A 13,228-nucleotide genomic window follows, 5' to 3' on the forward strand; every position below is an offset into this window, starting at 1 on the left:
TTTCGGCCGTTTCAAACCCCGTTCCAACCTACACTCGGCTGTCAGTTTGACAGCGCCGCCAACCTGCTCTCCATCCAGGCACCCACCTTACTCCACAACCGGTTCAGCGCACCAAAGCACTAATTTGCGGCTTAGTAGTGCGTTGCCACTCCTGTTCCATTTGCGCGGCAGCCTGCTCATCCGATTCAGTAAGCCAATCCAGCGCCGACACCACATCGGAGAAGAACTGTACCTCTGCCCGCACCAAGCGCCGCCCATCAGCCAGCACGCTTTCCACTACCAGTTGGTTGTGCAGATTGGTAGGCAGCACCAGCGCAATTGTTCGTACGGGCAGTTCAGCAAAGTCTGGCAGCCACAGTTCACTGAGCCAAGCCTGCTCCTCAAACCCCACGACGGGGGCATGCGACACATCGACCAGCCAGTGTGTAACCCGGAGCTGCTGGGACTGTAGCAACAGCCGGTTGAAAGCGGCCCGAAAACTGGCCGCCGAGAGAGGTTCTTGCCAATCCCACCGAAGCAAATGCAGGTTCGGCACCCATTGGGTAGCCAGAGAATTGAGCGTACGCACCATAGCAGCCGGGCCCGGCCAAGTGGCGGGGCAGACTACAAAACTACCGGACAGCATAGGGCTGCTGCCGCCGTATTCGTTCACCCCGGTCCGATTCTCGCCCAACCCGGCCGTTTACCAGACTGATGCTCAGGCGGCAGTTTTTTCGACAGCACTCAATTGACTATCAACAAAGTAAACCACTGCCACAGGTGGTACTACCGCCAGCTGGCGGGTGCGGTAGCCAAAGCGCCTGGGCCGGTAACTGAAGGTCAACTTGGCGCTGCCACTCATACGAACAATTGCTCGGGGTTAGCCTTCTGGCCTTTGGTAGCCGCGGGCCTTAGTGCCTGCGCTAGTTGGCGCAATAATCGGTTTGTCAGCTTTTTCATGGTATTCTTCCTCAGCTATTTGCCCGGCAAAGGTGGGAAGTGGGTATTGCCTGGGTATTGCCGCAGAGTTATGCTTGCGTGATGCCCGATTTTTTTTCCGGGGCAGAAAATTGGGCTTTCGGTTTTCCGGTTACCTTTGCTTGTGTTCGACACATTGTTGCAAATGCGTACTCTTCGTTCCCGGCTGGCCCTTGTGCTGCTCCTGTGCTTTGTGCGGGTGCTGCTGCCAGACACGTGGGTACTGGCGCTGCACCAGCACGAGCACACCACCGAGGAGCCCACGCAGGCGGCTAGTTGGGCGAAAGGAAAAGCCTTGGTTTCGGCCAAGCACCAGCACTGCGACGCGGACCAGTTTTTCAAGTCGGCGTTTGAGCCGGCTGCCGTGCTTCCTCTGGTAGCGCCGGTGGCAGCAGTTTTTGCCGAGCTTGCCCCCAGCAGCCTACCAGCTGCCTGGCCCTGCTTACCTCAGCTCACCGCCGACCTGCGCGGCCCGCCCAGCCTGGGCTAAACTCACATAAACCCGTGTGCTAATTCGGGCCGCTCCTCTTGGGGCAGTGCCCACCTGTGAAGTTGGATTAGATGCGTACTCGCTACCGGAGCCCTGCCCGCTCCGGACAGCCTATGAGCACACCGGTTGGTTTACCTGACCACGGGCAGTTCCCTCTTTTCATATGTTTTCTTGTGCTCCGGGGCCATCCTGGGGCCGTTGCGCTGGCCTTGGGCTGGTGGTGGCACTGGTTAGCGTGCTGCCCCGGTTGTTGTGGGCCCAGGCTCCGGCTCCGGCTTGTGCCCTGCTCCTGAGCGGCCGCGTGCAGGACCATGAGTCGCGCGAAGCGCTGGCCAGTGCCACGGTGGTGGTGCTGGAAACCCGGCAGGCCACTCAAACCGAACCCGACGGCCACTACCACCTCGACAACCTCTGCCCCGGTACCTACCATGTGCAGGTGAGCTTTGTGGGGTTTGCCCCTGAGGTAGTGGAAGTGCGCCTGACGGCCGCCGCCTACCGGGACTTCCGCCTGCACCCCGATGCCGTGGCCCTTAAAGGGGCCGTGGTAAGCGGACAGCGGGCGGCGGCACCCACTACCCAAGCTACAGCTACTCTCACTGAAAAAGACCTGCAGCAAACTCGGGGGCAAACCCTGGGCGAAGCCCTGCAGAAGGTGAACGGCGTAACGGCCCTGCAAACCGGCCCCGGCATCTTCAAGCCCATGATTCATGGGCTGCACTCCAACCGCGTGACCATTCTCAACAACGGGGTGCGGCAGGAAGGCCAGCAGTGGGGCCAGGAGCACGGACCGGAAATTGACCCGTTTCTGGCCTCCCAGCTTACTGTGATAAAAGGCGCGGCCAGTGTGCGCTACGGCTCCGATGCTATTGGGGGCGTGGTGCTGTTGCAGCCCCGGCCCCTGCGCGACTCGGCGGGCGTGGGCGCGGAGCTGAACCTGGTGGGCATGAGTAACAACGGGCTGGGGGCGGCATCGGGTATGGTGGAGGGCAACCTGCGCCGCCTGCCCGCGCTCAGTTGGCGAGTGCAGGGCACCGTGCGCAAAGCCGGTACTATGCGGGCTCCGGGCTATTACCTGAAGAACTCGGGCTTCGAGGAGGGTAACTTCTCGGGCAGTTTGGGCTGGCGTAAGCCCACTTATGGGGTAGAGGTTTTCTACAGCCAGTTCAACACCCGCATCGGGATTCTGCCGGCGGCGCACGTGGGCAACCAGCAGGATTTTCTGCTGGCCGTGGCCCGGAACCGGCCCCTGGAAACCAGTGGCTTTACGTACGACATTGAGCGGGCCTACCAGCAAGTGCAACACCAGGTGCTCAAGGTGACGGGCTTCGTGAAAACCGGCAGCGCGGGCCGCCTGAGCACCACCGTAGCCCAGCAGCTGGACGGGCGCGACGAATATGACAAGTACCGCCCCCGCAACGACAACCGCGCCGCCCTCAACCGCCCCGAGCTGAGCTACACCAACCGCACCACCACCGCCGAGCTGCTGTGGGAGCACCGCGCCTGGCACCGCTTTACGGGCAGTATTGGGCTGGCCGGCACCTACCAGTTCAACCGCTACGCCGATGGCAGCCGGCAGTTCATCCCCTTTTACACCAACTACACCGGGGGCCTGTTCTGGCTGGAGCAGTGGCAGCAAGGCAAGTGGCTGCTGGAAGGCGGCCTACGCCTGGACCGCCGCGACCTGCAAGTGAAGCGCGCTACCCGCACGGGCGGCGTGTTCGGCGTAGCGGAGTCGCGCTTTCAGTACACTACCCCAGCCGCTTCTCTGGGAGCCGTGTATGATGCCTCCACTCACTTGGCGTTGCGGTTGGCCTCGGGCCTGACGCGGCGGGCTCCGGCCGCCAATGAGCGGTTTAGTGACGGAGTGCACAACGCGCAGTACGAGCTGGGCTACGACCTGGTGCCCGGCAACGGCCCCGCCGTACCCGAAACTGCTCTGAACCTGGGCCTCACTGCCACCCTGCACGATAATCCGCGCCTGAACGGGGAGCTGACCGTGTATCAGACGCGCATCCTCAACTTCCTGTACCAGTCGCCCATTTTGCCGCCGGTGGTGAACATTCGGGGTGTGCTGGCCAGCTGGCAGTTCCGGCAAACCAACGCCACGCTGCGGGGCTTCGATTTGAGTGGCTCCTACGTGTTGGGGCCGCAGTGGCAGCTGGGCGGGAAGGTGGCCGTGGTGCGGGGCCGGGACACCCGCCAGGATGAGTGGCTCATCTTCATGCCCGCCGACCGGGCCGAGCTCAGCCTACGCTTCGATTTGAAAAACCGCGCCGCCAGCCGCCCGCGTGACACCTACGTGCAGGCTCTGGGCACGGGCGTGGCCCGCCAAACCCGGGTGCCGCGCAACTACGCCGAGCGGGACTACCGGGAGCCCCCGGCCGGCTACGGGCTGCTGGGCCTGGAAGCGGGCACCACGTTGCGCTGGGGCCGCCTGCCCCTGGAGTTGAGCGTGGCCGGCAGCAACCTGCTCAACCAGCGCTACCGGGACTACCTGAACCGGTACCGCTACTTCGCCGATGAGATGGGCCGCAACGTGACGCTGCGGCTGCGCCTCGCCATGTAATCTTTTCGCCTTTTCTCTTTCTGCTTTTATGAAACTGACTTTTAACCGTTCTGCCCTTTTCCTTTCCTTGCTCACTATGGCCGGGGGTAGCCTCCTGTCTTCCTGCGACAAAAACGAGCGGGAAGAAGAAACTGCCGCCCCCAAAACCGAAAGCAGCTTTGCCCGCCTGCTCATCACCGACAAAACCTCCAACACGGTAACTCTGCTCAACCCCGCTAAAAGCGAGCAAACCGCTTTTCAGGCCGGCTACGGCGGGGCGTCGGTGTATCCTTCGGCCACTGGGCGCTGGGCCGCCGTGGTGAGTTCCGGCAACAACCTGGTGGAGTTTTTTGACACGGGCATTGACCGCCACGACGACCATGTGCACGTGAAGGGCACGCCCAAATGGGGCCTCACCAAATCAACGGGGCTGACTCCCTCGCACGTGTATGCTTCGCACAACAAAATCAGCATTTTCAACGACGGCACGGCCTCCATTAGCTACGTGGAGGAAGGCCAGCTGCACACCGTGCCGGCCCCAACCAGCTTTGTAACGGGGGCCGCCCACCACGGCGCCATGATCTTGTTTGACAATGGTACCTACGCCGTTACGCACAAGAATAACACGGTATCGGGCTCCTTGCCGGAGCAGGTGAAGCTGGTAAATACCCAGGGCACGGTGGTGAGTGCGTCCACGGTGGCCACCCAGGGCATTCACGGCGACGCCGGCGACGGGCAGCAGGCGTTATTTGGCTCCGCCAGCGGGGTACTGGTGGTGAAACAAACCGGGGAGCAGCAGCTGATTCCGTACCCGGCCGGGGCCGGCAGCAACTGGCTTTCCACCATTTACTACGCCAAGAAAGCCCGCACCTTCCTGGGTTCCCGCAACAACTACGGCGTGTTCCGCATCGACCCATCCGCCCGCACCATGACGCAGGTAGGCACTACGGCCACCTTCGTGCGCGTGGCCCTGGATGAGGAAGGCAGCAGCGTGTTTATTCTGGATGAGCAGGGTACGCTGAGCGTGCACGATGCCGCCACTGGTACGCGCACCGCCAGTCGCTCCCTAACTGGGCTGCTCGATGCCAAAGCTGCTACGCCCTACCTCGCGGCTAGCCGCCGCTACGTGTACGTGACCAACGCCCCCCAGGGTAAGGTGCACATGCTGCGCAAAACCGACCTCTCCGAACACTCCACCTTCACTGTAACCGGCCAGCCCCTGCGCCTGGCCCTGGTAGGTGCCGATGTGGACGAGGAAGACAGCCACTAATCCTATTTACTTCCACTCTTCATTTCCCCCAACCACATGAACAACCTGCTTTTCCGCTCCGCTTTCCTGGCCACTCTGGCCGCCGCGCCCCTGCTCAGCAGCTGCTCCGACGACAACGACACGCCCACGCCCGACGATGACAATGAGCAGATTACCACAGTACGCTACGAGCTGACGCCGACCAACGGCGGCAGCACCCTCACGGCACAGTACCGTGACGTGGATGGCGACGGGGGCGCGGCTCCGGTGATTAGCGGCCTTACACTGGCGGCCAACACCACCTACACCGGCAAACTGGTGCTGCTCGATGAAACCAAGACCCCAGCCGAGGATATATCGGCGGAGGTGAAGGAGGAGGCCGATGAGCACCTCTTCATCTTCACTCCCTCGGGCGTCAACCTCACCGTAACCCGCACCGACAAAGACAAGAACAACCTGGAAATCGGCCTGGAAACCCGCCTGCAAACGGCGGCAGCCTCGGCCACGGCGGGTACGTTGCGCGTTACGCTCCGGCACCAGCCCGGCACCAAGAACGGCAGCGCCACCCCCGGCGACACGGACGTGGAAGTTGATTTCCCGGTTACGGTGAAATAAGTGAGTTGGTGAGTTTGACGTTTGAGTGATGCTCGCATCGTACGGCGCAGTGGTGCAAGTAGCAGGTCAAACTCACTAAATCACCAGTTCACTATTTCACTAGGAGGGGCTGGCTGCAAACGGCCTCTCCACCCACTTTTCTCCCGTTTTGGTTGTGGAGAAATTCCAGGAAGACACCGGCCCTTGGTCGGTGTTTTCTTTCGTTTCCGGCCCAGTGCAGCTTTCGGGCTGCATTTCTCGTTCCTTGCCAGCGTGTAATTTGCGTTTCTATGTCCCGACCCTTACTTACTACCGGCCTGTTGCTACTAGCCGGCCAGTCCTTGGCCCAAACTCCGCCCCAGCAACCAACCCCTAATTCCGCCGCTTCGTCCCGCTCTACCCGCCTAGCTGCCACCCCGGTTACCGGCCGCATTACTGATGCGGCTACCGGCGAGGCGCTGCCCGGCGCCACCGTGGTATTTCCCGACCTCAAACAGGCCACCGCCACCGATGCGGAGGGCAACTTCCGGTTTGCCAACCTGCCCCGGGGCCGTTTTCTGATGCAGGTGCGCTTTGTGGGCTACACCACCGTGGTGCGCACCGTGGATACCGGCGCTGGCACCGGGCTGGATGCGGCCCTCACGCCCGCCGAAACCGAAATTGGGCAGGTAGTGGTAACGGGCGTATCGGCCAGCACGGAAATGCGCCGCTCCCCGGTACCCACCTCTGTGGTCGACCAAACCCGCCTGCGCCAGACGGCCGCCACCAACGCCGTAGATGCCCTGGCCCATACGCCCGGCCTCAACCAGATTACCACCGGCGCGGCCATCAGCAAGCCCATTATCCGGGGGCTGGGGGCCAACCGCGTGATTACCCTCAACAACGGCAGCAAGCAGGAAGGCCAGCAGTGGGGTGATGAGCACGGCATTGAAATCGACGAGTACAGCATTGACCGGGCCGAAATCATCAAAGGTCCCGGCTCCCTCCTGTATGGCTCCGATGGGCTGGCCGGCGTTATCAACTTCCTGGCCCCCGACCCGGTGGAGGACGGCCGGATATTAGGCTCTGTAACGGCCAACTACCAAACCAACAACTACCAGCAGGGCTACTCCGTGTGGAATGCGGGCAACCTGAATGGCTTCAACTGGCAGGTGCGGGGCTCGGGCAAAGTGGCCGCCGACTACCGCAACCCCTACGATGGGCGGGTATACAACTCGGGCTTCCGGGAGCTGAACGGCAGCGGCTACGTGGGCCTGAACAAAAGCTGGGGCTACTCCCACCTCACCGTCAGTTCCTTCAACCAGATTCTGGGCCTGATTGAGGGCGAGCGGGACAGCACCTCGGGCCGGTTTACGCGGGTGAACGGCCTAGGTGAAACGCAAATAGTTAATGGCAGCGGCTTTTCGGGCTACGGCCTCGATGTGCCCCGCCAACAAATCAACCACCTGCGCATCGGCACCGATAACAACTTTGTGCTGGGCCAGCACCGGGTTACGCTGAACGTGAACTGGCAGCAGAACCTGCGCCGGGAGTTCGGCAACCCCAAAGATTACTACGAGAAGTCCCTGTTCTTTCAGCTGCGCACCGTGGACTACGCCCTGCGCTGGTATTTGCCCGAAATGCAGGGCTGGAATACCACCGTGGGCGTGAGCGGCATGGGGCAGGAAAACCAGAACAAGGGCGTGGAATTCCTGATTCCGGCCTACCGGCTCTGGGAAGGGGGTTTGTTCGGCGTGACGCGCAAGAGCTTCGGCAAGCTGGATGTGAGCGGGGGCCTGCGCTACGATGTGCGCCGCATTACGGCCGATGCTCTCTTCCTTAACGACGAGGAGCAGCCTGTACCCACCGGCCAGGGGGAGGAGAAATTCCCGGGCTTCCGGAGCACCTTCCGCAACGTGAGCGGCAGCGTGGGCGGGGCCTACAACCTTAGCGAGAAGTGGCTTCTCAAGGCCAATGCCGCGCGCGGATTCCGGGCACCTAACATTGCCGAGCTGGGCTCCAATGGTATCCACGAGGGCACGGTGCGCTACGAAATCGGGGAAGCAGACTTGAAGGCCGAAACCAGCTTTCAGCTGGACGGGGGCCTGAGTTTCATTTCGGACCACGTAAGTCTCTCGGCCGACGTGTTCCGCAACCGCATCAGCAACTACATCTTCCCCCGGGCCCTCACCACGCCCACCGGCCAGGACTCGGTATCGGCGGAGGGGGACCGGGTGTTCCGCTACGGGCAGGGCGACGCCCGCCTGGCCGGGGGCGAGGTCAGTCTGGATATTCACCCCCACCCCCTGGACTGGCTGCATTTCGAAAACACCTTTTCCATGGTGCGGGCTGTGCAGCTTGATCAGCCGGCCGGGCAGCGCAATCTGCCCTTCACCCCGGCCGACCGGCTGCAATCGGAGCTGCGGGTAAACTTCCGGAAAGTGAATAACTCGCGGCTGCGCAACCTGTACGCCCGGGGCACGGTGGAGCACAACTTCCGCCAAAACCGCATCTTCTCGGCCTTCGACACCGAAACCCGCACGCCTGGCTACACCCTATTTAACGCCGGGTTGGGCACGGATGTGGTGTCGGGCAAGGACCGGACGTTGTTTTCGGTGTACCTGGCGGCCAACAACCTGTTTGATGTCGCGTATCAGAATCATCTCAGCCGGTTGAAATACACGGCCATTAACTACACCACGGGCCGGCAGGGCGTGTTTAACATGGGCCGCACGGTGAGCGTGAAGCTAGTGGTTCCGTTGTCGTTTAAGTAGTTTGGTTGTAGCGCGAACTGTGTAGTTCGCGTCCCCCGCGCCGTCACAACAATTCTATCGGCGCGGGGACGCGAACTACACAGTTCGCGCTACTGCTCACAGCCTAATAGTAGCCCCCTCATGGCCCACGACCACACCGGACACGACCACCATCACCACGGCCCACCCGCCGATGGCAACTTTAGTCGGGCCTTTGGCTGGGGCATTGCCCTGAACCTACTGTTTGTGGCCGGGGAAACGGCCGGGGGCCTGTGGGCCAACTCGGCCGCCTTGCTCTCCGATGCCGGCCACAATCTGAGTGACGTGCTGAGTCTGGCTCTGGCCTGGGGCGCAGCGTTGCTGGCTAAGCGGCAGGCCACTGAGCGGTTTACTTACGGCTACAAAAGCGCCACCATTCAGGCCGCGTTGCTGAATGCGGCGCTGCTGTACTTGGCGCTGGGCTTTATTCTCTGGGAAACCATTGACCACCTGCGCCACCCGGCCCCCATCAACGGCCCGGTAGTAATGGCCCTGGCGGGTCTGGGTATCCTCATCAACGGCTTCACGGCCTGGCTATTCCGCAGCGGGCAAAAGGGCGACGTGAACGTGCGCGGGGCCTACCTGCACATGCTCACCGATATGCTCGTGTCGGTGGGTGTAGTGGTGGGCGGGGCGCTGGTGTACTTTACTGGCTGGCTTTGGCTCGACCCCGTTATCAGCTTTGCCATTCTGGCCATCATCGGGTACAGCTCCTGGGGCCTGCTGCGCGAAACCGTACAACTGGGCCTGCAAGGTGCTCCGGCCGGTATTGAGGTGGCGGCGGTGCGGCAGTTTCTGCTGGCCCGTCCCGGCGTCACGGGCGTCCACGACCTGCACATCTGGCCCCTCAGCACTCAGGACACGGCCCTTACGGCCCACCTGGTGCGCCCCGGCGGCCAGAACGGCAACCAATTCCTGCGCGACCTGCAGCACGACCTTCTGCACGAGTTCAACATCCGCCACTGCACCGTGCAGCTGGAAGACTCTTTCCCCCTGATGGGTGCCCATGGCTGCTGCGACGAACCGAGGGCGTGACCTCACCCCCTGCCCCTCTCCTCAGGGAGAGGGGTGCCAGACGTCGGCACAGCAGATGTAGTACTATCCGTTTTGATAAAGAACTAATCCTTCAGAACGCACCCTTCTCCCTGAGGAGAGGGGCCGAGGGGTGAGGTCTTGAATAAATCTTCGTAATCTGCGGGCCCCAAATTCCCTTCCCGTATGAATACCATTACACCGGCTTCTCCCCCCAAAACCACCGGCCTGCTCAGCGCCATTGTGGTGGTAGCCGCCCTAGGCTACTTCGTCGATATCTACGACCTGATTTTGTTCAGCATTGTGCGCGTACAGAGCCTCAATGAGCTGGGCATCACGGCCGCCGACCAGGTGACCAGTCAGGGCCTCTACCTCATCAATATGCAGATGGGCGGCATGCTGCTCGGCGGTATTCTGTGGGGCGTGCTCGGGGATAAAAAGGGTCGTCTCTCGGTGCTGTTCGGTTCTATTCTGATTTACTCGCTGGCCAACATTGCCAACGGCTTCGTGCAGACGGTGGAGCAATATGCCTGGCTGCGGCTGATTGCTGGCATTGGGCTGGCCGGGGAGCTGGGCGCGGGTATCACCCTGGTTTCCGAAACCCTGCCCAAGGAAAAGCGCGGCTACGGTACCATGATTGTGGCCACCGTGGGCGTATCTGGGGCCATGCTGGCCTACTGGGTAGGCGACAAGTTTGGCTGGCGCAACGCCTATTTCGTGGGTGGCGGGCTGGGCCTGGCGCTGCTGGCGTTGCGGGTGGGCGTGTATGAGTCGGGCATGTTCGAGCAAACCAAAAAGAGCGAGGTGGAGCGGGGTAACTTCTTTGCCCTGTTTACCAACGGCCCGCGTTTGGCCCGCTACCTCAAGTGCCTGCTTATTGGCGTGCCGCTGTGGTTTGTGGTCGGTATCCTGATTACCCTTTCCCCTGAGTTCGGCCGGGATCTGGGCCTGACTGGTCCCGTTACGGCGGGTTTGGGTGTGTTCTGGTGCTACTTCGGGCTGGTATTCGGGGACTTTGCCAGTGGCACGCTCAGCCAGGTGCTACGCAGCCGCAACCGGGCATTGCAGTTGTTTCTGGCGTTTTGCGGCCTGATGGTGGGCGTTTATCTGTTTGCCATTCGGGGGGCCTCACCCACCGTATTCTATGCCGTCTGCTTTGTACTGGGCATTTCGGTGGGGTTCTGGGCCCTGTTCGTGACGGTGGCCGCCGAGCAGTTCGGTACCAACCTGCGGGCCACAGTAGCTACTACGGCCCCCAATTTTGCCCGGGGCTCGGTAGTGCTGCTGGTACCCATTTTTCAGTATACGGCCGCCGCGTTGGGCCAGCCCGGCACCCCCAACCGCGTACTGGCCGGAGCCGTGGTAGGCGGTGTTTCCCTGCTCATTGCGTTTTGGGCGGTGAGCACACTGCCGGAAAGCTTTGGCAAAGACCTGGACTACGTAGAAGAATAAGCCTGTTTACTGGCTAACCGTCCCCGGGCACCTACGTACTAGGGGGCGAAGCTCATCTTATGCTTCGTCCCCTCTTATGAAAAAGATACTAGTTGTAGCCGCCATTGCTGCCCTGGCCCTGAGTGGCCGCCACGCGCAAGCGCAGGTGGTTGATACCACCCAGGCCCGCATTCAGATGCAGCAGCAGCGGGCCGCTGAAGCCAAAGCGGCTTTGGAAGCGCGCAAGCAGGAAACTACCGCCTCCCGTAGCAGCGTAGACCAAACGAAAGCCCAACTGCGCGACCAGGAAAACGCCATGCGCGAGCAGAAGCGGCAGATGAAAGAGCAGAAAATTGAGCTCAAGCGCCAGCGCGACGTAGCCAAGGAAGCCAGCCGTCAGGAATCGGCGGCCAAGCAAGCCGCCCGTGACGAGAAGCGTAAGGCCCGCGAAGCCAGGAAAGCCGCTAAAATGTAATCCTGACTTTGCTCAACCCCATGAAAACTCCGGTCCTTGGCCGGAGTTTTTTCGTATCACCCCTTTCTACACTCACCTTATTCCCTGCTCCCGATGGCCAATCAGCCTACCAAAAACACGCCTATGTATTATCCCTGGCACCATTTTGTGCTGGTGCCTGCGGCCCTCATTCTGGCCGCCTATGCCATCCGGCGCTACGTTGGGGTAGCCGGCAACGACGATGAAGTCTCCCGGCTGTGGTTCACGGTGATGCTACTAGCCATGGTGGGGCTGGGTGCCCTCATCATGATGCGCCAGCACTACGCGCTGCAACTCCAGGACCGCCTGATTCGGTTGGAAGTGCGGCAGCGCTACTTTGAGGTGACGGGCCAGAGCTTCCGCCCCCTGGAAGCCCAGCTCCAGCTCAGTCAAATTCTAGGCTTGCGTTTTGCCGGCGACGAGGAGCTGCCCGGTTTGGTGCAGGTTGCCATCCGCGAAAAGCTTTCTTCCAAGGATATCCAGGCCCGCATTCAGCAGTTTCAGTTTGATGATATGCGGGTGTGACACCCAGTCGCAAGCCTGCTAATACTCCCGTTGGATTTTTTGGCCGACTTTTGTGTTCCTCTACTCTGCACCCCGCAGAACCCTTTTTACCCTGAACCGCTTCGGCTTTTCTCCCATGATTCTATACAACGTTACCACCAGCCTCGACCCGGAAATTGAAGACCAATGGGTGAGCTTCATGCAGGACACCCACATTCCGGAGGTGATGGCCACAGGCTTTTTCGTGAAAAGCCAGCTGTGCCGCCTGCTCAACGAGGAGGACAATGGCATCACCTACGCCGCCCAATATTATTGTGTGAGCCTCGACCAGTTGGAGGAGTACCAGCAGGTAGCTGCCCCCTCTCTGCGGGCGGAAGTGGAAAAGCACTTCGCCGGCCGCTATGCTTCCTTCCGCACCATGCTGGAGGTAGTGGAGTAGCTTTCGGTATGTATGCCAACCAAAAAGGCCGCCCACTGGGCGGCCTTCTTTATTATTGACGATGATAAATAAACATTGACGCTGTTCGTCATTCCGAACGAAGTCGAGGAATGACGAGCTGTACAGGATTAAGCCTGCACGGCAGCTTCGGCGGCCGGGTGGCAGACGTAGGTATGCAGCTGCTCGTGGTTGAGGTTACCGTTGTCCCACTCGGGGTCGAGGTAGGCCCCCAGCTTTTTGTAGAAGCCGATGGCGGGCTCATTCCATTTCAACACCTGCCACTTCATACGGTTGGCACCCGTCTGCCGCGCCTCGGCTACCACGGCATCAAAAAGCTTGCGCCCTAGGCCGGTACCACGCTGATTTTCGGTTACTACTAGGTCTTCCAGAAACAGCATGCGGCCTTTCCAGGTGGAGTAGGCCGTGTAGTACAGCGCAATACCCACAATAGCGCCATCGGGCTGCTCGGCCACGAAGAACCGAAAAATTGGTTCGGGCCCAAACCCGTCGCGCTGCATATCAACCAGCGTGTTGGTGACCTCCTGGGGCGCTTTTTCGTATTCGGCCAGCTCCTGAATCAGGCCCAGCACCTGCGGTAAATCGGCCTCCCGGCCCCGACGAATGTTCATAGTAAGCAGGAATGATTAGTCAAAAAGCACCTTGGCCTGACGAAGGTACACACTGTGGGGGTTGCGCATTGCAGCCTAGCCTAAAACGGAATGA

At 61.1% G+C, this 13,228-nt stretch carries 12 protein-coding genes; 10 read left to right on the top strand and 2 right to left on the bottom strand.

Going from position 1 to position 13,228, the window contains the following annotated elements; all coding sequences use genetic code 11:
- Positions 1-103: 103 nt before the first annotated feature.
- Positions 104-571, bottom strand: coding sequence for a hypothetical protein (locus ABIB60_RS18960; protein ID WP_354582050.1), 468 nt, complete (start codon positions 569-571; stop codon positions 104-106).
- A gap of 531 nt (positions 572-1,102) precedes the next feature.
- On the opposite strand from ABIB60_RS18960, the gene ABIB60_RS18965 reads away from it, so the two are divergent.
- The 10 genes from ABIB60_RS18965 to ABIB60_RS19010 all read left to right on the top strand — a co-directional run bounded on the left by ABIB60_RS18965 (position 1,103) and on the right by ABIB60_RS19010 (position 12,505).
- The gene (locus ABIB60_RS18965; RefSeq protein WP_354582051.1) at positions 1,103-1,447 is read left to right on the top strand and encodes a hypothetical protein; all 345 of its coding nucleotides are present in this window, start codon (positions 1,103-1,105) and stop codon (positions 1,445-1,447) included.
- Between the two features lie 163 nt (positions 1,448-1,610).
- Positions 1,611-4,013, top strand: coding sequence for a TonB-dependent receptor (locus tag ABIB60_RS18970; RefSeq protein ID WP_354582052.1), 2,403 nt, complete (start codon positions 1,611-1,613; stop codon positions 4,011-4,013).
- Positions 4,014-4,041: 28 nt separating this feature from the next.
- Positions 4,042-5,262, top strand: coding sequence for a hypothetical protein (locus ABIB60_RS18975; RefSeq protein ID WP_354582053.1), 1,221 nt, complete (start codon positions 4,042-4,044; stop codon positions 5,260-5,262).
- A 36-nt stretch (positions 5,263-5,298) separates the two neighbouring features.
- Complete coding sequence (locus tag ABIB60_RS18980) at positions 5,299-5,856, top strand: hypothetical protein (protein ID WP_354582054.1); 558 nt, start codon at positions 5,299-5,301, stop codon at positions 5,854-5,856.
- Between the two features lie 269 nt (positions 5,857-6,125).
- Positions 6,126-8,588 (top strand): TonB-dependent receptor, encoded by a 2,463-nt coding sequence (locus ABIB60_RS18985; RefSeq protein ID WP_354582055.1) that lies wholly within the window; start codon positions 6,126-6,128, stop codon positions 8,586-8,588.
- A 120-nt stretch (positions 8,589-8,708) separates the two neighbouring features.
- Complete coding sequence (locus ABIB60_RS18990; protein WP_354582056.1) at positions 8,709-9,641, top strand: cation diffusion facilitator family transporter; 933 nt, start codon at positions 8,709-8,711, stop codon at positions 9,639-9,641.
- Positions 9,642-9,824: 183 nt separating this feature from the next.
- A complete protein-coding gene (locus ABIB60_RS18995; protein WP_354582057.1) occupies positions 9,825-11,090 on the top strand; it encodes an MFS transporter in 1,266 nt (421 codons plus the stop codon).
- A 76-nt stretch (positions 11,091-11,166) separates the two neighbouring features.
- Positions 11,167-11,544, top strand: coding sequence for a hypothetical protein (locus ABIB60_RS19000; RefSeq protein WP_354582058.1), 378 nt, complete (start codon positions 11,167-11,169; stop codon positions 11,542-11,544).
- A gap of 93 nt (positions 11,545-11,637) precedes the next feature.
- Positions 11,638-12,087 carry a DUF6526 family protein gene (locus tag ABIB60_RS19005; RefSeq protein WP_354582059.1) on the top strand — a complete coding sequence of 150 codons (450 nt, stop codon included), beginning with the start codon at positions 11,638-11,640 and terminating at the stop codon, positions 12,085-12,087.
- A gap of 115 nt (positions 12,088-12,202) precedes the next feature.
- A complete protein-coding gene (locus ABIB60_RS19010) occupies positions 12,203-12,505 on the top strand; it encodes a DUF4286 family protein (RefSeq protein WP_354582060.1) in 303 nt (100 codons plus the stop codon).
- Between the two features lie 128 nt (positions 12,506-12,633).
- Here ABIB60_RS19010 and ABIB60_RS19015 read toward each other — a convergent pair whose 3' ends face one another.
- On the bottom strand, positions 12,634-13,134 hold the full coding sequence (locus ABIB60_RS19015) for a GNAT family N-acetyltransferase (protein WP_354582061.1): 501 nt from the start codon (positions 13,132-13,134) through the stop codon (positions 12,634-12,636).
- Positions 13,135-13,228 lie beyond the last annotated feature (94 nt).

Source organism: Hymenobacter sp. UYP22, assembly GCF_040547285.1.
Classification (GTDB): domain Bacteria; phylum Bacteroidota; class Bacteroidia; order Cytophagales; family Hymenobacteraceae; genus Hymenobacter.